This is a genomic window from Scytonema sp. UIC 10036 (assembly GCF_009725235.1).
Window position 1 is genome coordinate 71484 of sequence record NZ_WJFC01000007.1, and the last position, 19877, is coordinate 91360.

At 38.8% G+C, this 19877-nt stretch carries 15 protein-coding genes and 1 pseudogene; 6 read left to right on the forward strand and 10 right to left on the reverse strand.

Translation table 11 applies throughout. The features are described 5' to 3' along the window. Positions 1-38: 38 nt before the first annotated feature. A complete protein-coding gene (locus tag F7734_RS05430) occupies positions 39-257 on the forward strand; it encodes an antitoxin of toxin-antitoxin stability system (protein WP_155743723.1) in 219 nt (72 codons plus the stop codon). Between the two features lies 1 nt (position 258). Next, a complete protein-coding gene (locus tag F7734_RS05435; protein ID WP_243146703.1) occupies positions 259-426 on the forward strand; it encodes a hypothetical protein in 168 nt (55 codons plus the stop codon). Between the two features lie 377 nt (positions 427-803). On the opposite strand, the gene F7734_RS05440 is transcribed toward F7734_RS05435, so the two are convergent. Both F7734_RS05440 and F7734_RS05445 read right to left on the reverse strand, forming a co-directional pair. Beyond that, complete coding sequence (locus F7734_RS05440; RefSeq protein WP_155743724.1) at positions 804-1739, reverse strand: hypothetical protein; 936 nt, start codon at positions 1737-1739, stop codon at positions 804-806. A 99-nt stretch (positions 1740-1838) separates the two neighbouring features. Continuing rightward, entirely contained in the window at positions 1839-3101 is a 1263-nt protein-coding gene (locus tag F7734_RS05445; RefSeq protein ID WP_155743725.1) for a proton extrusion protein PcxA, read from the reverse strand. A gap of 612 nt (positions 3102-3713) precedes the next feature. Here F7734_RS05445 and F7734_RS05455 point away from each other — a divergent pair. Both F7734_RS05455 and F7734_RS05460 read left to right on the forward strand, forming a co-directional pair. Then, complete coding sequence (locus tag F7734_RS05455; protein ID WP_243146704.1) at positions 3714-5135, forward strand: sigma-54 dependent transcriptional regulator; 1422 nt, start codon at positions 3714-3716, stop codon at positions 5133-5135. Continuing rightward, positions 5132-6511 carry an RNA polymerase subunit sigma-54 gene (locus F7734_RS05460; RefSeq protein WP_155743726.1) on the forward strand — a complete coding sequence of 460 codons (1380 nt, stop codon included), beginning with the start codon at positions 5132-5134 and terminating at the stop codon, positions 6509-6511. The genes F7734_RS05455 and F7734_RS05460 overlap by 4 nt, the downstream gene beginning before the upstream one ends. Before the next feature lie 74 nt (positions 6512-6585). On the opposite strand, the pseudogene F7734_RS05465 reads toward F7734_RS05460, so the two are convergent. Further along, positions 6586-6768: pseudogene (locus F7734_RS05465) on the reverse strand (hypothetical protein); the annotation flags it as partial. A gap of 50 nt (positions 6769-6818) precedes the next feature. Between F7734_RS05465 and F7734_RS05470 the strand changes: the two are divergent. Beyond that, positions 6819-7082: a hypothetical protein gene (locus F7734_RS05470; protein WP_155743727.1), complete on the forward strand. Its 264-nt coding sequence runs from the start codon at positions 6819-6821 to the stop codon at positions 7080-7082. A gap of 8 nt (positions 7083-7090) precedes the next feature. Beyond that, positions 7091-8200, forward strand: a complete 1110-nt coding sequence (locus F7734_RS05475; protein ID WP_243146705.1) for a tetrahydrofolate dehydrogenase/cyclohydrolase catalytic domain-containing protein — start codon at positions 7091-7093, stop codon at positions 8198-8200. Positions 8201-8648: 448 nt separating this feature from the next. On the opposite strand, the gene F7734_RS05480 is transcribed toward F7734_RS05475, so the two are convergent. From F7734_RS05480 to F7734_RS05510, 7 genes are all read right to left on the reverse strand, one after another. Continuing rightward, a complete protein-coding gene (locus F7734_RS05480) occupies positions 8649-10250 on the reverse strand; it encodes a hypothetical protein (protein ID WP_155743728.1) in 1602 nt (533 codons plus the stop codon). Further along, a complete protein-coding gene (locus tag F7734_RS05485) occupies positions 10247-10591 on the reverse strand; it encodes a hypothetical protein (RefSeq protein ID WP_155743729.1) in 345 nt (114 codons plus the stop codon). Before F7734_RS05485 ends, F7734_RS05480 begins: the two co-directional genes overlap by 4 nt. A 29-nt stretch (positions 10592-10620) precedes the next feature. Then, complete coding sequence (locus F7734_RS05490; RefSeq protein WP_155743730.1) at positions 10621-14229, reverse strand: CHAT domain-containing protein; 3609 nt, start codon at positions 14227-14229, stop codon at positions 10621-10623. Between the two features lie 222 nt (positions 14230-14451). Further along, a complete protein-coding gene (locus tag F7734_RS05495; RefSeq protein WP_155743731.1) occupies positions 14452-14832 on the reverse strand; it encodes a hypothetical protein in 381 nt (126 codons plus the stop codon). Between the two features lie 160 nt (positions 14833-14992). After that, positions 14993-16030, reverse strand: a complete 1038-nt coding sequence (locus F7734_RS05500) for a patatin-like phospholipase family protein (protein WP_166481743.1) — start codon at positions 16028-16030, stop codon at positions 14993-14995. Next, positions 16020-16976, reverse strand: coding sequence for a diguanylate cyclase regulator RdcB family protein (locus tag F7734_RS05505; RefSeq protein ID WP_155743733.1), 957 nt, complete (start codon positions 16974-16976; stop codon positions 16020-16022). Before F7734_RS05505 ends, F7734_RS05500 begins: the two co-directional genes overlap by 11 nt. 1 nt (position 16977) lies before the next feature. Next, positions 16978-19461, reverse strand: coding sequence for a dynamin family protein (locus tag F7734_RS05510; protein WP_155743734.1), 2484 nt, complete (start codon positions 19459-19461; stop codon positions 16978-16980). Between the last annotated feature and the right edge of the window lie 416 nt (positions 19462-19877).

Genomic DNA, 19877 nt, shown 5'->3' on the forward strand with positions numbered 1-19877 from the left:
ATCAAAGGTGTCGGCTAGTAATCCTACAGCATATAACAATGACACGGATTCCATTAACAGAAGCCCAACTGCGTTTACCCGAACTGATTGCAAGCCTGCAACCCGGTGAAGAAGTGGAGATTTTGTCCGGCGATCGCACAGTCGCCAGACTGATTGCCGAACTCCAATCACCTCGCAAGCCTCGCCAGCCCGGTAGTGCAATTGGAACCCTAATCATCCTGTCCGAAGACGAAACCCCTCAGTCAAGTCGCCTGTGATTTGATTGTCGATCCCCTCAATGACATTTTGCTCAGTCCTGCTTCTTATTGGGAAATTGCTATCAAAGTTAGTATTGGTAAGTATCAAATTCCTGGAAATTTTGAAACATGGATGGAGCATCAAATTCATGGTTGCTCAAGCACTTACAGAAAAGATCCCGATTGTTAGTGTGGATGCAGTGCTAGATAATTATGCAGTCACTCGTTATTGGTAAGTACGATAACCTGCGCTTAGTCGCACTAAACATATAAGGAACAGGGAACGCTTAACAGGCGAAAAACTAGCCCCGAAGCGAGTGGAATCGTTGGCGAAAAATCCCTTGTATCCCTTGTAAGGTGGAAATTTCGCCCCTTGTGGGCGGCTCACGGTACTATTCCTTGTTCCCCGTTCCCTTTCATAAATCATTTAGGATTCTTATAAGTATACTTACTCCCTTCCCGTTAAAAGAATACCTAATTTAATGAACCGCTCTAGGCGCAGAGGACACAGAGGAAAGAGGAGAAGAAGATCGGTAATCTTATGGCGGAAAGGGAGTAATTATTTTGTTAACGACTTAACCGCTTAGGTGGAGCGATCGCTATATTCTCTCTGTTCACGCTTAAGGTGGTTGCTTCTATGACTTGTCCATAAGTGTTGCGGGTGCCAAAACCTTGAACCCGAACTTGGTCATTACCTTGAATTATGTTGGCAAGTCGATCGCCCACATGAGGTGGAAATTTCACTACCACACCAGAGGAGAGAATAACACCTTTGAGTTCGCCTCGGTGTCCAACAAGCCAATGCCGAGCAATTCCATCAGCAGAAAGACTGCTGTAGCTGACTCTGTTGGCTGGAGGTGGAGGAGGAACGGTAGGTGGTTGGGTAGCGATCGTCTCCTGGGTGCTGAGATTAACAATCTGAGTTGCCCGAATTTCCTGTCCAAATCGGGTGGGTGTACCAGCAACGCCGACAATTCTGACTTCAGCATCTGGAGCGAGCGCGCTAGTGAGTCGATCGCTCAGGTGTGGCGGAAACTTAACCTGAAGCTTATTGTCCAACAATAGCCCATCAACTCTACCTTCTGGATTAAGCAGGTATTGCTGTACTCTGCCATTGTAAGTTGTAGTGTAGTCATTTGGTACAGGAACACCCAGAGGAGCCGGATTCGCAGGTTGAGCGTTCGCTACAGAAAATAAACCGCCTCGAATTGTTGAGTGTTGGTTCAGAGTAAAGTAACTCCAAACACTAGTTAGGGCAATTGCAGCTCCAGCTACCCCACTGCCAATTATCAGGTGCAGATTGCGGCGACGACTTTGGTGTTGTGTCTGTTTGAGATACATCAATTGTAATGCCTGCTGAAGGCTGTCCGGGGAAATTCCTGCTTCTGTAGCTGCTTGAACGAGTTCAGAGGGAATGTACTCCTCGGATTTCTGCTGTTGGAGTTTTGCAGCAAGGGCAAATAGTTCCGTGGCGGAGGAATGAGAAATGCGATCGTCTTTCATGCTTGATTCTTCATCTTTGTTTTGTCACATGACAAACGTGCAAAAATCGTGCCAAAGATGTCTGAAAAGCGTATTTTGCCGGGTAAAGCTCTCGCCACCCTATTCATTCATATTCTTTAAAGTTGCAACTGCTGAAGGAGAAACACGGCTCAGGTATCGAAATATCCAATATTTGAATATCGTATCCAGCATTACTGGGAATGTGGCAATAAACAGAAATATGACACTTTTATTGGCAGCAATCCCCAAATGATTTGCCATCCCTTCAAGCAGAATTTCCCAACCATGAGTGGAATGATATCCCACAAACATATCTGTGAGCAAAATAATGATAAAAGCCTTGGCACTGTCGCTTAAACCGTATACGACCTCATCCATAAAAGATTTTAAAGCGATAATCTCCTTTCTGCTGTTTATAACTAACCAAGCAAAAGCAACGAGTGCTAGTAAATCTGCAAAAACGTTGGCGATCGCATCGTTACCTTTACTCCGAAATTCTTCAGCAATTTCATCAGCTTTCCGTTGAACTCGCTGTTCAATAACTTCTGAGGATAGTTGTGGCGAATGATTAATGAAACTAGCAAAGCGCAGTTCTTCTTCAAAAGTTTTTAACTCCGTAAGTGCTTCTTCTTTCATTTCCTTGTTCAGAAAGACTGAAAAATTGGTTTCATTTCTAAATCGCTGTACAATTGGATTAATTAAAAAGAATTTGGATAATTGTTGAGTCAGGAGAGGCACAAGAATTAACAAGATAACAAATCGAATCGCCATTTTTGTTTTGTGACTCGACCTCCGAAACTGTGTAATAACCTCTTGTTCTGAATTGGGATTTAAATCTGTTTTGATCCGATTGACTGTTCTGCCAATGGATCTAGGTAATACTCCCTTCTTCTGAAAAACATCTGTATTTTCAGCCTTCACGATTTCATTTGGTTTTCTCTTGGTATCGATTTGCTGGGGATTAATCTCCAGTAAATCTGAATTTGATGCTAACTCTAGCTCTGATGTAGTAGTATATTTTGCAACAATTTCATCAATCAACCCTAACTTTACTAACAGTTTAGGAGCTGAATTTCTCAGCACTGAACGACTGAGCTTGAATTCTGCAACCCTTAATTTCACTGTATTGAGGTGTTTGTCAACATCTGCTAACAAACAAGCCATCACACTTTCACTATGCAAACCTGAGTTGGGAGAAATTTTTTGACCGCCAAAGTGTTCATCTTCCATAGCTTTAATTAGCAAAGCAGTTTGATAGGCTTCTTCCAAGGCTCTTTCCGGTGTTTTTACAAACCAGAGACGAACTACTCGCAAGTACTCCGGAAATAATCCTGTATTTTTTGTTGGTATTGAAAGTTTCATAATTCTTTGCCAAAATCTACTTAAATACTGAAGGAAATCAATAGCTATCTCACTTCTTACCTCTGCGTCCTCTGCGCCTCTGCGGTTAAATAAATTTACTTTTGAACCGCAGAGGCGCAGAGCGCGCACCAGAGAAGATGAGGAATTACCGCCTGAATCAAAAGTTTATCAGTCCTTGAAAATACTAGTATTATTTTTGACAAATTAATACGGTTTGACAAAGCACAGTTTCTGGCTATTTGTAGGTACATCCACTTTTTACTGTGGTTGTCATTGACAATTTTTACTTTTCATACAAGATATTTAATGTTCAATTTTAGAAATATGCATGAAAAAATTTTCAGAGTTCTAAGTTTGATTGAAAAAGGCTTCTTGGGGTTTGTTGGAGCAATAGCGTTTTGCCCTGTAATGCCTGCTGAGGGTTGCCCTTGAGAAATTCCATAGGTTTTCACTTTCAATCCTTTCCTTCATCTTTAATTTGGTCATATAACAGAAGAGCAAAAATCGTGCCAAAGATACAGACCGAAGCGAAACTAGATTGGATAAGATGAAAACTGGCATAGTTTTTGCACTTTCACGTTTTATCCAATAATTTCTACAAATTAACCTGTTATGCTTCTGCGACGCTGGACTTTGCGACAGCAACTTACAATTTTGACAGTTTTGTTTCTCAGCCTGAGTGGATTAGCATTGTGGCTGGTCGTACAACTGTTTGAAAGCTTAGAAGGAACAGTGATTGCTCGCAATCAGCGTGAGCTTGCTAGCGCCAATACACGTCTAATCCAATTGTTTTGGGAATCGCGCCTGCATCATACGGAAATGTCCCCTCGGCGTTTGGAGAAATTATTACAACAATTATCAACAGACGCTCTGGAAAATTTTCCCCGCGTGGAAGGAGGATTTTATCTTTTACAGCAGGATAGCTTGCTGGGATACGCCTTCCCCACCCATGGAGGACCAGTGCCAAAAACAGATATCCCGCCTACCGAACGGGATTCAATTTTGCAACTGGCACGACAAGCAACGAGTCAAGGCTTACCACAAGAACTCGTGCTGCGGTCAAAGTTAGATATTTTGGTACTGCAAGCAGATCCACTACCACTGTGGGCATATGGAACTAGTCACACGGCTATCGAAGCAATGCAGTTGGGCGCTTACGATTATCTCACCAAACCCTTTGACTTAGACGAACTGGTAAATTTGACTGCGAAGGCATTAGCCCACCATCAAGAACCAGTGTATCAGGTCGGGGAGTCCACATTGCAGAAGGGACAAGAGGAATTATTAGGGCGATCGCCTGCAATGCAATCGGTATTTAAACTTATTGGTCGTGTTGCTCCTGCAGACACAACGGTTCTGATTACTGGAGAATCTGGCACTGGCAAAGAGCTAGTTGCTTCCACGCTTCATGCAGCGAGTCCCCGCAGCAAAGCACCGTTGGTGAAAGTCAACTGTGCCGCACTGCCAGAACATTTGCTAGAAGCAGAACTCTTCGGACACGAAAAAGGGGCTTTTACCGGAGCGAATCATATGCGAATCGGACGGTTTGAGCAAGCAAATAGTGGCACAATTTTTCTGGACGAAGTGGGAGAACTCAGTCTTCCCATTCAGGGTAAGCTGTTGCGGGTGTTGCAGGATCGTTCCTTTGAGCGTTTGGGCAGCAACCAGACACGCACTGTTGATGTGCGAATTGTTGCTGCAACCAATCGCAATTTAGAGCAGATGGTACGGCTTCAGCAGTTCCGGGAAGATTTGTTTTATCGCCTCAATGTCGTCCGGATTGAATTACCACCCTTGCGCGATCGCCCTGAAGATTTGGAACAACTCATCCAACACTTTCTCAGTAGTATTGCGGTGAAACGGGGATTAAAGCGGTTGGCGCTTGCTGAATCTGCAGCTTTAAAACTGAGGAATTATTCTTTTCCTGGCAATGTGCGCGAGTTGCAGAACACCTTAGAACGGGCTGCGGTGCTTTCTGGTGGACGAACGATTTTGTCGGAACATCTCGTTTTTAGTCAACAGGATGAAGAATGAATAAACCTGTATTAATTGCTACTCCCTCACCAGAAACCCATTTAGAGACCCAAGCAGTTCTCTATCCAACGCTACGGCAGTTGGTGCAGCTGTTGCCTTGGAATCATCAGCGAGTTCGAGAGCATCTGCGAGAACAAGCCAAACACAATCCATTCTTGCTGCATCAGCGCTCTACAAATCCGGAGGTCTTGCTAGAGGATGTTTTCCCCGATTGGTACAGTCCGGCTGCAAGCGCACCCAGTTTACAAGAGCATTTGCGCGGACAGATTAGTGCTTTAAATTTACCCTTTCAACAGCGAGAAGCATTACTTTACCTCACCCAGTGGCTCTCACCCAGTGGCTATTTGGAAGAATCTCCTCAAGTCTGGGCAGAGGGAAGCAGTTGGAGTGTGAGGGAGTTGGAAGCAGTTGTACCTCACCTGCAAAGTCTCGAGCCACCAGGTATTGGGGCGCGATCGCTTCAAGAGTGTCTGCTGTTGCAACTTCAAGAACAACCTAATAGTCTGGCAGCACGACTGGTAGAAGATTATTTAGAAGATGTGGCGAACTGTGTTGGTCAGTCAACTGAAGCAAGACAACATCAAGAATTGTTACTGTTGAAGTTACAACAACGGTTTGCAGTCCACGAGCCTGTGTTAGAATTGCCGCTCGATTTGCAAGCGTTAGAAGCAGCAATTTCGGAAATTCAGACGCTCGAACCTCGACCGGGAAGAAACTTCAGCTATCATCCGGCAAGTATAGTCACCCCCGATCTGAAAGCTGAACCTCATACAAATGGGTGGCAGGTTTCTTTGATGTATGAGGTGAGTCAAGAATTTTGCCTGGATGAAGAAGCGATCGTCAAGATAACCCAATCTCGCCAGACAGCGCGAGAAAAGCAACGCTTAGAAAGCTTACTAGAAGAGGCAAGGAGTTTACTCAAAGCAGTTAATCAGTGGCAGGAAAATTTACTCAAAGTTGGACAGTTTTTGGTAAATCGCCAGCAAGCGTTTCTAACAAGTAAAAACAGTTTAGATTTGGTTCCTACTCCCCAGCAACTTGTCGCTCAATCAATTGGGCTTTCGGATGCTACCACGAGCCGCATCGTGCGAGAGCGTTACTTGTTGATTGGCGGACAACAAAGTCGAATTCTGCCGTTGCGATCGCTGTGTACTCCTGTGAGTGTGGGTGGACGTACACCCAAACAGATCCAACAGATGATTATCCAACTGATTCAACAAGAACCTCCGACGAAACCCTACAGCGATGACCAACTTGCTCAATTGTTACAGATGCGATTTGGAGTTGCGATCGCTCGCCGGACTGTTGTCAAGTACCGTAAAATGGCAGGAATCGATTCATCCCACATACGCAAGCTCGGTAAATCCAGGAAGTAGGTAAGTATCGGGAGATTTCAAGAATTCCCCAGATGCTCACTCTCCTTAAATATCCGAACTCTGGCTTGGAATTGCTAGGAAATTTCTACTGTTTTTTGCAAAGATGAAGAAACTTGACGCGAAGAAGTGCCAGTCATTTCTGAGACTGGGGCAATTTCTTGCATCAAACTTGAGATTTCGTTGGAGGTTTGTACCTGAGAGACTGTCGTTGTAGAAATGGAATGTAGCAATCGATCGATTTGGAGGTAGACATCTAATGAGATAATAGTAAATAGACCAAGCACACTATAAAAAGGAGAATAAATATATGCCTCATTATGTTTGTGATTTTACCGATGATAGCAATTGGTATAAAACCAAAGAGGAAGTAAAAACCAGAACTTTTGATACTGAAGAGTCAGCCAAAGAATGGTTTAAAGCTCATTTTCCAGGAAAAAATTTAGAGTTTACAGGGTTTCATAGAACTGAACGATATGCGACCAGTTGGGTTGATTGTGATGGCAAGAGTATAGGCGAAATTACCAGACGACCCTCTGAGGGAGAAAAATACTTTACAAATCATAAATTATAATAATTTCCATGATAATTGATGGCAATATAATTAAAGAACACGTGAAAAACCAATGCAAAAACTACCAAGAACAATTACTAGGTAAAGAAATTACCATTATTAGGTTTAATCCCCCAGCCAATTTAAGAGTTTCTGAAAATTTAAGTGAAAGGCAAAAAAGTCTAAAAGGAAAATACGAAGCAGCTTTAGTCTCAGAAAACCAAAAATTAGCAACATTTGAATCTTTCGGAGTGAAAGTCACTAGACAAACGCTATCGCCAGAAGATACGACTGTAGAACAATTTCAAAGTCTTCTCCGAAATATAAACGATAACGAGAATGTAAAAGCAGCTATAGTTCAGTTTCCAATCCCATCAGAATTTGAAGACTCTCTTGAAATTTTATCTCCAGAAAAAGATATAGATATAGTACGAGAAGAACCTAACGGTTTATTTTCAGTACCAGCTACATCTGAAGGTGTTGCTTTTGTTGAGTCCTTTGCACAACCAGATTCAAATATTGCAGTCATTGGCGGTGGAGGGTTTATCGGTAATGGAGTCGTTAATTATTTAAGAGAAAAAAATATCAACTGCTTTATACTGGAAGATGGCGATGATTTGTCCAGAACAAGAGTTGCTGATATCGTCGTAACTGTAACAGGAGTACCTGGGCTAGCCACGCCATATATTCTTCCCCAACATAGGTTAGTAGTAGATAGCGGGTTCACTCCAGGAGAAACTAAACAAGACCGAACTAGAGGTGATGTTGACAAGAGCGCTTACAACATTCCCCAAAACATTACTCCCGTCCCTGGTGGCATTGGTCCTACAGAAATGGCTATCCTTGCAGAGCGCTTCATCAAAATGGAATTAGGGATTGAACTTCCTAAGTTGAATTACCAGCAGTTAGCACAAGAACGGCTGGAAAGAGCGCAAATAATTACACCCCTCGCCAAAGATATACTTGCTACTACAAATAATAACGATATTTCTAGACCACCAGCAGAAAAATCGGAATTGTTTGTACTAGAACTCGGCGACTACAAGTTGACCCTCGACACCGAGAAAAATATCTTCATGGTATCTCGCTTGCAAGAAAAGACTCTTTTAATTCAAGAAAATCTGACTACTGGAGTTTAGACTAGTACACGGCGGCGTAAATACATATACCATTTTTAAGCCTTCAGTCCACCGAATTTTCGTAGCTTTTAATGGTCTACTTACTTCCGCCAAGCTGTACTAGTCTAAACTCCAGAGACAAGGCTTTCAAATAAACTCTATACCTTTAGTTAATTACATCCAGTCAAGTGAGGGGATCATCGGGAGTTCATCCTATCAGGAATGGGCAGAAGAATTAAGCAGTTTACTTGAAAACACCAATTTCTCACTACTACCAGACGAAGTTGAAAAATTACACCAACTAGTGAGAATTTATCAAAAAAGCGTGGCTCCAAATCACCAGCATTTTTCATTTTTTAGCTAAGATGGTAACCTAATTTTGCTTATTACTTAATCACAACTTCGTAACACTAACTTATCCAAATGAAGCAATAATCCAGTAAATTTCTTCATTTTAAATTTTGAAATTTTAATTGTTTGTCTTCCTCATCTTCCTACTTACTTTTTCTAGGATACTATTACCTTGAGTTATCAAGCAGCCCAAGCCCATAAATCCTAATGTTGCAATAAGACTCAATATTAAAGATGCGTAAAAGGGATTAGGTGAGTTGTTGGGAGATATTAGTGGTATCTTGATTTTGTCGATGTGTTGGACGATTACGCCGGAGATAATTGCACCACCACCAAAGCCGATACCTAATATTCGGATTGTGTTTTCTAAAGAGCGATCGCGCTCGGCTTGTTCTATTTCTACTAGACCGCGAATTGAAGTGATGGCTTTGTCTACTAAGCCAGAATTATGTGCAAAATAACCTAAATCTGTTTGGATTTGGTTAGAAAAATTAATGGATATTATTTGATTAAAATTTGATAAAAACTGTAAATTTTCATTTGAAGCCTTTTCTTGTATCTGTCTTAGCTTTTCTGTGTAATTTTTAGTATTCGTATCAATAGTGATGCGATATTTATCGAATTCTGTTAAGTATTCATAATACTGTAAATCTAGTAAGGGAAGTATGCTGAGTTTATCTTGATAATTTTTAAGTTCAATATTAGATAATCGCCTAATTGTATTCGAGACTGTTAAATTATTCTCTTTCGAGACTTTTGGTACTATCTTATTTTGGGTAAATATTTTCTGCTGGTTTTTAAAATTGTTTAGTCCATAAGATAAATCTCTATTTGTATTCGTAACTAGTGAATTATTTTCAATCAATCTTATATTGACTATCTCATGCACTGTTTGTTTAATTTTTTTATATACTTCATAAGTATCTCTATATGCATCTCGACTGAAGTGATAAGCTTTAATTACTTTATTACGGTAAAAAAATAAATCTATAAATTCTTGATAAAACAAGCTTAGATTCTCATCAGCTTTGGCAGAATATTTATCACCATCTTCCTCTGCAAAAAATAACCAAACTAATGTATGTTCATAAATATTAGGAGAATCAGGAATACCATACTCAAAAATCGGACTGTCAAATAATTGTCCTTCTTGATATAGTTGTGGATGTTCTCTTTTTTGTCCCAAAAAATTCTGCACGCATTTATCAGCAATCTCTCGCCAAAGTTTTGAATCTTGTTGTTGAGCCTTGGATAGCCAAGCAGTTAATATTAGGGTTTGTCCCAAAGAACTATTAATACTTGTCGGCAAAAAGCAATTATCTGGATTAAAATTATTGAAAATGTTTATATCTACTTCCTCTGTTTTATTCTTAGCTTCATCAAGTTCATCAACCCTAAGATTTAAAGCTAGAGCATAGCTATCATATATTTGCAAAGGACAAGCAATACCTGTAATTCTTGTTTTTTGGCTAGTCTCTAATGATATTGCACCTTCTAATGCCATACCAATATTTGCGTTAGTTGCTTCTTCTAACAAATCAACACGGCTACCTGGTGCAACATCCTTAATTTTTAAGTCTTGCTGTATTTTAAATTTTTGAAAAATTTCCCCGCATTTCTTCCAAAGTAATTGATTGTCATATTTTTCATTTGAACCAGAATCATCACGTAAGTGGAATGCAAAGAGGTGAACATTAGGTGCATAAACTTTGTATGTCATTGCCTGTCATCCGATTTTGGTGGCTCTTGATTATTTTGACGGAGAACTTCTCGATTAGTCTCTCGCAGTTCAAATAAGTTTTGAATAATAGTGGCTTCCCTACTTGGTGCTTGGCGAGGTAATACATTTACTTGGCGAGTAGGAGATGCAATTCTAATTATATCATCTCTAGCATTTGTATGACTCATAAACCAATTCTTAACTTTCTGGATTACTTCATCAGGTTCACGATCCAAGTCTGCAAGAATTCTATCTAAGTCTTGCAAGTCCTCAATATTAAATTTCTGAGGTTCAGTCTTTAGTGCATATGGAAAATTTTGGATAAGTTCAGCAAACTTCATGATTGTTTTTATATAGATAAAAAATAATTTTATTGCCCAATAGCGCAGAAAGCAGCCCAATGAAAAAGAGAAGAAAAACGTCTTTCTTCGGGATTGCAACATTCCAGTGTATCCTGTATTTCTTGTTCCATATTTTTATTAATTTTAGATGTTTTACTCCAGTCTAGTAAGTCTTTTACACTTGCATTTCGTAACCAGATTTGTGCTTTGTTTAGAGCGCAAACCACAGTTAAACCATCTTTGAGATTTTGATATAACTTAATTATTAACAATGCTGTAGATAAATCGTCAACTATCCACAAACTACTAACTACATTGACACTACCTGCATACAGAAAGCCACTGGGTAAGCCAATGTATTCATCACTGAGATTAACGAATTCAACTAACCCAGTCTCACAGGCAGAAAGAACGACGAGACGGCATTGATTTAGGACAAAATCTTGTTCAAAGAGATTACCCAATGTGAGACATTCAGTTAAATCTACAACTTTTTGCTCTAATACTTCATCTAATACTTTAAAGTCATCTAATAATTTAATTAAAAGATAGCGCCTGATGGGGTCAGGATTGAGAAAAACAGGAGAGGTATATGAATTAGCCAATTGTAGGTAAGAATCTAGAGGTGATTTAAAGTTAAAGGAACCGTGACAAGAAAAGTGCAAACAATTTACTTCTCTTAACTGTGGTGTGGCTTGAAAGAAAGCATCTTTGGTAGCTTGGCTATTTTTTAACACCTCCTGGGAAGAGAATAAAGGCAGAATGTTATCTACTTCCAAGTTAGCGTAATTAAGGTCTTCTGTAGGGTTTTGAATAGCAAATAAAGATTTAAAATTAGGACGTTGACGCAGTTGCGCTTGTTGCAGAAGTTGACAACTAGGTGCATAGCCTACGCCGTTGGGGAATAAGTCGATTAGGTATGATTCCTTTATAGGTAAAGCATGGAGCGGGAAAAGGTGCAAAGAACGATGAGGAATGAGGATTAATCTATCGTATTTTTCAGTAGGTAATTCCTTTTCTAATATTTCCTCAATATGTAGAATTTTCGCTAACTCTTTCAAGCGGTCTTCTAGCTGATTCTGCCATATTAATTTACGTTTATCTTGCTGATTGTAGTAAGCTTCTAAATATTTATTTTCACAATCAGATAACTCCTTAAATTCTTCTTTTGTTGATTGAAAAAATTTTAATTCTTGTCCCTTAGGTTTGACAACAAACGTGATAATTCTATCGTTGGTAATGTACCATTCTATAATCGCAGTTTTTTGAGCTAAAGTTTTGTGAAATTGGTCAAATTTAAAGCCAGAACCAATAGGTAGATCGCTGTCTTGTAATTCTTGGCGTTTTTGTCGCAATTGTTGAAGATGTTTGGCTAAATCTGTTGGATTTTCGGCTTTGCCATTTTGGAGTTGATACTGACCACTGGCTATTTCTTCTCTAAGTTGTTCTAGTTGAGTGGCAACTTCTAGAGGGAAAATAGTTTTGAGGTCACGCTCAAGTATAAGTTCAACTAAGTTACGAGTTTTACTACGTTCAACATATTCAATAGCTTCAGTTATTTTGCCCAATTCTAGGCAAGTTCTTACTATAAATAAATAAAGTTGGTGCCATTTTTCTGCTTGTTTACGTTTGCTTTCATTACCAGAAGTGATTTCTCCCCGCAAAGATTCTACTGTTACAATCGCATCGGCAAAGGTATTGTAAGCTAATTCAATATTCTCAGTTCGTTCTCCTAATATCCTCTCAGAGTAAGCAACCCCTAAGCCAGTTTGCGTTGTTACCCAACGTTCGGGAAAGGCACCGCGTGTGTATACGGACAGTGCAGCAGAATAAGCTTTGATCGCTAATTCAATATTCTCAGCTCGTTCTCCTAATATTCTGCGATAGTAATGAGTTCCCAAATTATATTGTGTCATCGCCCAATCTAGGGGAAAGGCGTTGCGAGTATATACTTCCAAGGCAGCGGAATAAGCCTCTATCGCCTGTTCTATATTCTGCGCTTTCTCTCCTGATATTCTTTGACCGTAAGCACTCCCCAGACCAGTTTGCGTCATTGCCCATTGTTCAGGAAAGGCGTTGCGGGTTAATACTTCTTGTGCAGCAGAATAAGCAGCCATTGCCTTTTCTATATCCGCTTGTTCTTCTAATATTCTACTACAGTAAGCATTTCCTAGACTAATTTGCGTGATTGCCCATTGTTCAGGAAAGGCGTTGCGGGTTAATACTTCTTGTGCAGCAGAATAAGCAGCGATTGCTTTTTCTATATTCTCCGCTTGTTCTCCTAATATTCTATTACGGTAAGCAGTCCCCAGATTATTTTGCGTGGCTGCCCAATCTTCTGGAAAAGCGCTGCGGGTGTATACGGACAGTGCAGCAGAATAAGCAGCGATTGCTTTTTCTATATTCTCCGCTTGTTCTCCTAATATTCTATCACAGTAAGCATTTCCCAGATTATTTTGTATGGCTGCCCATTTTTCTGGAAAGGCGTATCGGGTTAATACTTCTTGTGCAGCAGAATAAGCAGCAATTGCCTTTTCTATATTCTCCTTTCGTTCTCCTGATATTCTTTCATCGTAAGCAGACGCCAAATTATTTTGCGTCATTGCCCATTGTTCAGGAAAGTCGTTGCGTGTGTATACGGACAGTGCAGCAAAAAAAGCAGCGAGCGCTAATTCTATATTCTCCTTTCGTTCTCCTAATATTCTGTGTAAGTAAGCATTCCCCAGATGATTTTGTGTTGTTGCCCAATCTTCAGGAAAGTCGCTGCGGGTGTATACTTCCAATGCCCCAGAATAAGCTTTGATCGCTAATTCAAGATTTTCCTTTCGTTCTCCTAATATTCTGTCATAATAAGCAGCCCCCAAACCAATTTGCGTGGTTGCCCATTGTTGAGGAAAGTCGCTGCGTGTGTATACAGTCAGTGCATCTGAAAAAGCAGCGAGCGCTAATTCAATATTCTCTTTCCGTTCTCCTATTATTCTGTATAAGTAAGCATTCCCCAGATTAATTTGCGTGGTTGCCCATTGTTGAGGAAAGTCGCTGCGTGTGTATACGGCAAGTGCAGCAGAATAAGCTGAGAGCGCTAATTCAATATTCTCTTTCCGTTCTCCTATTATTCTGTATAAGTAAGCATTCCCCAGATTAATTTGCGTCATTGCCCATTGCTTAGGAAAGCTGTTGCGGGTTCTTACTTCCAGTGCAGCAAAACAAGCAGCGAGCGCTAATTCAATATTCTCCTTTCGTTCTCCTATTATTCTGTCAAGGTAAACAGATCCAAGATTATTTTGGGTATCTGCCCATTTTTTAGGAAAGGCGCTGCGAGTGTAAACAGTAAGAACGATTTCGTAGCCAGTAATAGCAATTTCGATGTTATTGGCTTTGCTACCCAAGGGAAATTGCTGAATGAGATTACTAAAAATAAAAATGACTTCGGCGATGTCTTTCGCTGTACTTGGTTCTATTTCTGCTAGGGTTTTTGTTGCCCAGTAGTGCAACTGTTTTGCAAAAATATGGTTGAGTTTATCAGTATTTGCTGCCAATAAGGGGTAAACTATATCAGCATCGCCAGCACTGTTTAATGTTGTTTGCAGCACCTCTAGTACAAATTGCTTGTCAGACTCTGGAGCTAATCGTGCCATACCAAATTCCTCTGTTTTCAGCGTGAAATGCTTTGACTCTACTTTTTTAGTTTCCTATAAGAATACTTGGCTTATTTCCGCTCGTAATTTTCACTTTCAATAAGCCCGAATTCTACGCCTCTGTCATTAAATGATAAACTTAATTTGAGTCGAAAGAAATCGTCAGAAATACTATGAGTTTTTGCTAAGTTAATGGCATTATGATAATGACTAATAGCATTATCATAATGAGTTATAGCTTCCTGTTGGACTTTCTTTAACAAGCAAAAAAACCATAGAATAGTGATAATCTCCTAATATTAAATACGTCTCTAGATTTTGAGGATCAATTTGCAATGCTTGCTCAAAATAGGGAACTGCTTGCTCAAAATAAGGAACTGCTTGCCAATAGTATCCTTGTTGAGTTAATGCAACTGCTTTTTCAAAAAGTCTCTGTGCTTTTTCATGCTGTAAGCCAGTATCTTCTATATTGGTAGAGCTTATATTGTCTATATCAGTAGAGTTTACATAGTCAATAAATGACGAAGCCCCGGCAGCAGCAGCTGAAGTTGCTGCTAAAAATATTTTCCAAAGATTAAATTCGTCCTCATTGTAATTGTTCATACTTTTAGACAAAAATAGTAGGTTTATACGTTTATATTTTGAATATATTCAAATCTTAGAAATTAAATTGCAATGCTATTTGAGCATCTGAAACTGTTATGACCACAGTATCTACATATATCCACCACTTGACTTAATTGCCACATTACTTTGCTCATTTTTAATCAATATGAAAATTATCTTGCTCCAGTTTACTTATTTCCTCATCTCGTTGCTTTTTAGCTTGAGTCGCTATATGAAATCCATAGAGACTAGCAGCAATCCCTTCACAACAACGCTGGGCATCTTCGTAACCTTGCTCTATCCAGGACTGAATATTTTTAGCATTAAAATCTATTAAATCCTTTACTTTATCTTGTCGTTTTATTGCTCTGCCTGGCCGAATTTCTAAAACTGTGGTACTGGGAAAATCATGACGATTCCATAAGCTTCCATCACTAAGGTGATTAACAATAACATGGGTACATTTTTCTAAGCTAACTAACGGAGTGATAGGAGTATTACCTTGAAAATTTTTCCTACCTCCCATACCGCCATCTGAAAATAAATATTCAGTTTCTTCAATATTAATTTGTTTAGCTTTAATTAGTAGAGGCAGAGCAGCTGAAGCTAGAATAGCATTTCTTTGTTGTATTTCTTCTAATGATTGAATATGCAAAAAATCCGAGGATTGAGTATTCATCAAGTTATTGTCTGCTAAAATTGCCAAAAATAAGTCATTTAAACCACCATCACTTCGATATACGGAAACGTATAAAGGTAAGCCATGTCGAAGTTTTTGGAGGTTTAAATATCTATCCAATAATTCATGTATAGGACTTTCTTCCATCAAACCTAAATTTTCTGAGAATAGAGTCTGAAGATTGCATGCTGATAATGGATTCATTGTTCCAGTTAATAGTGGAACAAGTCCACTAGATAATGTTAACCCAATATAAGCAATGGTTTCTAATCTGTTAATATTTATAGGACTATTGCAAGCAATTGAGTACCAAATTTCCTGTAAATATGTTGATGCTATTTTGAGATTTGGCTCTGCGGCTATAACCGCACCATTTAAAGCCCCTATACTGGTACCAGCGATAGCATCAATGCTAATGTTCATGTCAGCTAGGTATTTAATGATTCCTACTTGATAAGCACCTTTAGCACCACCACCAGATAAGACTAAGCCTAGTCGAGAAGATTTAGTAGTCATAGCTGATTTGCATTCTTCGTTTATGTTCATACATCAAATGGTTAATTGCATGTTGCCCTGAAAAAACGCCAGGAAAAATTTTATTAGGTGTTAACACAGAAGATTCAGCTAAAGCTGTATTTCTGATTGTCCAGGTTACAGGTGTAGTTTGTGGGCTTGCCCAATCAGTTAAATAACCCAAAACTTCACGTAACTCTTTAGGTAAAGCTATAATGGGAGATAACCACTCTTTTGAAAGAGTTATTTCAGAAATATCACCTTTCAAATCTTGTCTCATTTGACTGCAAGCTTTATTAACTAACTGCTCTATGAAGTTATCTACTTCACTGGATTTCCATCGACTTCGACAATAAGTTCCAAAGTCTCCCCAGTGGAGTTCATCTATTACTAAATAGAGTCGTGCTAATAGTGGATAAGTATTTAAACGTCCTGCTTGCCACTTGTCAAACACTTGTTCAAGATGAGTGCTAGCTAATGTTCTAGCATCAACTTGTTGGATTCGAGATTCTAGTTCTGTGAAACGGTTATCAACCTGAATTTGAAATATTTCCAGACTTTGATCAATTGCTTCAACTTTTTCTGCTAGCTCCTGATGCCGCTGTTGTAGACCCATTAAACCTGCACGGGTTTCACGTAACTTCTTAGCTATGTGAGCAATAGCAATATCACTATCAGCTTGACTGAGTTGAATGTCTTGTAGCCAAACAGAGACGGTTTTGAGGGCGGTAGTAAAGTTAATGTCGATAACTTGTTGACGTTGTGCTGTTCTAGCAGTTATAGAATCCCAAATCCTTGTTAAGAAACTATTGTTAATCTGGTTACGAAATCGCAAATGGTCATCTAGAACTTCCAAACCATTAACATAATCGACTATCGCTTTTTCTGTTAACTGCGGATGTTGTTTCCGCAGTTCATACAGTGTGATTTCATTTTCTCCATGGTTCATATTATTTCAAATTCTGCTTAATGATTTGGACATCTTGTGTATGTAACTCTGTCTGTTCTTTTAATTCAAGAATACGTTGCATTAGCTGTTGTTTAGTTTCTTTATCCAATCTCTGGTTATCAATACTATCTTTTAGATCACCTCGGAATTTTTCTAGATAGTTTTTTAAATTAGTGAAATATTTCTCTATCAGAGGTTTCAAGCTTTGATTAAAGAAAATTTGGTGGTTTTTACTTAGTTTTTGAATACTAGTATCCAAACTTTCAAAGACCTTTTTTTGGATTTTCCTCATATCAACAATATATATACGCTCTTCCTCGCTATAAATGTAATCCTCATATCCCCAATCTTTGTTAAAAACCTCACCAAAAAAGCGAGTAGCACGACTTAAAATGCCCTTTTTTTCTCTACGTCCACTTTTATATATAGTTCTGCTAGATGTTTCTAAGTTTGACAGCAGTAGTTCAGCCATATCAACTTCATCGCGTTCAAGATTTAGCTCTGACACCTCAAATTGCAGTGCAAACCCCTCTCCTTGTAAACGCTCTTGAGCATTTTTAAGTATATTTTGAACGCCCTCTTGGATTGTTTCAGGAATTCTTTGTTCAAGACCTTTTGATAAATTTTTTAAAGCATTTTCTAACTCTTTTGCTGCATCATTAATAATAGAGCTAATTTTTTCATTTACCCTAACTAATAATGCTTCAGCCTGCACTGGCTCATCAAATTTAATCACTGGATTTTCCGGATCGAAATCGCGGTATCTCTGCACAGCTTCACGACGCATAAATTGAATATATTCTTCTTCAAGAGAATTATAAAATAAACGAAAAATCCTGTTTAAAATATCTCTATTTCTTCGCATTTGTAAAGCTTCTGTTTCAATTATTTTTAACCTTTCCCTAAGTTTTGATTCTTCTAACCTTTTACCTTCTTTAAAGTAAGCTTCTAAGGCATCTTTCAAGAGTTGTTTAACATTCTCGTACTTGAATTGAGCCGCTTCTAAAGTGTTTTCCATGACTTCTTCTAACGCTTTCTCTGCTTTGGCTTCAGCCTTCTCAACTTCTTGAATATCTTGGGCAAAACCGTCAATTAATTGACGAATTTCTGCTACACTTTTAGTTAAAGCACCACGTCGTAACTCTAAAAAATTTTCTAATTGATTACCAAAATCAAGCATTTTTGCGGTTGCAGATTGCATACTTACTAATGCGGCTGTCTTGGCTGCTTTTATTACTACTTCATCAATCGGTTGATCAAACAAACTTTCCTCCCATAGCTGTTGTGCAGCAGTAGTAACAGTATCTATTTTCTGAATTTCTTGCATCCAGCGGTATTTTATTGCCTGTTTACCAAAATCAGCTACCCAACGATGTACTTTATAATCAGGTAAAGACCCATTTTGATTAATTTCAGATAAGGCACGATTAGCAAGATAGCCATAACGTGCAGATACAGGATACACTCGCTCTTGTGTAACTCGTCCACCCATGAAGATTTCTGCAATATAGCGTTTTACTTCATCCTCTGTCATACTATTTTCATCTTGCTGGTCAAACTTATTGACGAAGATAAATAAGCGATCTTCGGTTTGCTCAATCTGGCTGGCTAATTCCTCACGGATTTCACCTTCTGCTTGAGATTTTAATTGGGTGTAGTCCACAATTGCTAATACTGCTGATGCTCTAGCAATTTGAGCGCTTAATACCTTACGTAATTTTTCACCTAAGGCAAGTTCATTTGGTCCTGGTGTATCTAGTAAAGCAAAACTTCCTTCAATTACTTCTTTCTTATTGACTAAATGGAAAAATTCTACTTCTATTGAGGGTAGGTCATCTATTCTGGTATACTCTTCAATCGGAGGTTCAACCCCAATACTAGGGTCTACAGATAACCGCATTAAATCATTGAGAAATTTTAAGAACTGAAAGATGTGCTCTTGCCCTTCATATAGTTCCTGAAATTGACCAAAATTACCTGTAATCAAGCTTTCAACTAACTGCTTTCCATCGTTTTGTGTATACATTTCTACTGTGTTTAATTGGTTATTTTCTGCCAAATTAACTAATTTTTTTCTGATTTCATCAACCATATTTTTAATAGGTTCATGTTTTTGGAAAAATAGGACAGGTTGTTTTTGCCCTATCCGATGTCTAATTAATGTTGGCAAAGATGTCATTGGTTGGTTACGATTAGGCAATATTTGTGAACCTACAATCGCATTTATATTAGTTGATTTGCCAGCTTTCATGGTGCCAACTACTGCCAAAACCATTTCCAATTTATCCACTTTTTGTATCTCGTTATCGAGAATAGCTTGCCAATTATGGACTGTCTGAATATCAGTTCTTTGTTGTTCTCCATCTTCACTGCTTTCTTTTAATAAACCAGGAATTTGCAGTAATTCACGGAAAAGTTCATTTTGTTTATCAATTAAACTTAAAACATCTCTACGGGTTGCATCTATTAGATTGGAATGCATCATTTTTCTCCTTGTTGTACTAACTTAACGATTTAGGCTAAGGGGTTTTGTGATTATTTAACTTCCTTATATGGCTTGTATTCTACTTTCACGACTTAAGTATTAACAAAAATCAAATTAGATGCATGAATACTCCTTGAATGTTTTATTATGTACTCTTATAGGTGCAAGCAAAATCAACTTATAATTCTTGAACAGAAATAGAAAAGATTCTTGCAAATTACTCATAAACTAAACAGTCGAGTTGCCTAACTCCTGACATATTCAATTTAATAAATTAGCCCAACTGTGCCATTGACTCAGAATACAGTCTTGAGTTGCTAAATCGAACAATAGAAAACTGTCCTTTGGTACAGTCGGGCATGTAAAACTAAAAACTGGCTATTCCCCGCTTCAGTGCGACAATCAGCGCCTGTATC

What these genes read in the sequence shown, in the direction of transcription:
- F7734_RS05490 (WP_155743730.1), bottom strand. Translation starts at nt 14,229, where the DNA reads ATGGCACGATTAGCTCCAGAGTCTGACAAGCAATTTGTACTAGAGGTG.
- F7734_RS05505 (WP_155743733.1), bottom strand. Translation starts at nt 16,976, where the DNA reads ATGAACCATGGAGAAAATGAAATCACACTGTATGAACTGCGGAAACAA.
- F7734_RS05440 (WP_155743724.1), bottom strand. Translation starts at nt 1,739, where the DNA reads ATGAAAGACGATCGCATTTCTCATTCCTCCGCCACGGAACTATTTGCC.
- F7734_RS05500 (WP_166481743.1), bottom strand. Translation starts at nt 16,030, where the DNA reads ATGACTACTAAATCTTCTCGACTAGGCTTAGTCTTATCTGGTGGTGGT.
- F7734_RS05480 (WP_155743728.1), bottom strand. Translation starts at nt 10,250, where the DNA reads ATGACATACAAAGTTTATGCACCTAATGTTCACCTCTTTGCATTCCAC.
- F7734_RS05445 (WP_155743725.1), bottom strand. Translation starts at nt 3,101, where the DNA reads ATGAAACTTTCAATACCAACAAAAAATACAGGATTATTTCCGGAGTAC.
- F7734_RS05510 (WP_155743734.1), bottom strand. Translation starts at nt 19,461, where the DNA reads ATGATGCATTCCAATCTAATAGATGCAACCCGTAGAGATGTTTTAAGT.
- F7734_RS05460 (WP_155743726.1), top strand. Translation starts at nt 5,132, where the DNA reads ATGAATAAACCTGTATTAATTGCTACTCCCTCACCAGAAACCCATTTA.
- F7734_RS05475 (WP_243146705.1), top strand. Translation starts at nt 7,091, where the DNA reads ATGATAATTGATGGCAATATAATTAAAGAACACGTGAAAAACCAATGC.
- F7734_RS05470 (WP_155743727.1), top strand. Translation starts at nt 6,819, where the DNA reads ATGCCTCATTATGTTTGTGATTTTACCGATGATAGCAATTGGTATAAA.
- F7734_RS05495 (WP_155743731.1), bottom strand. Translation starts at nt 14,832, where the DNA reads ATGAACAATTACAATGAGGACGAATTTAATCTTTGGAAAATATTTTTA.
- F7734_RS05485 (WP_155743729.1), bottom strand. Translation starts at nt 10,591, where the DNA reads ATGAAGTTTGCTGAACTTATCCAAAATTTTCCATATGCACTAAAGACT.
- F7734_RS05455 (WP_243146704.1), top strand. Translation starts at nt 3,714, where the DNA reads ATGCTTCTGCGACGCTGGACTTTGCGACAGCAACTTACAATTTTGACA.
- F7734_RS05430 (WP_155743723.1), top strand. Translation starts at nt 39, where the DNA reads ATGACACGGATTCCATTAACAGAAGCCCAACTGCGTTTACCCGAACTG.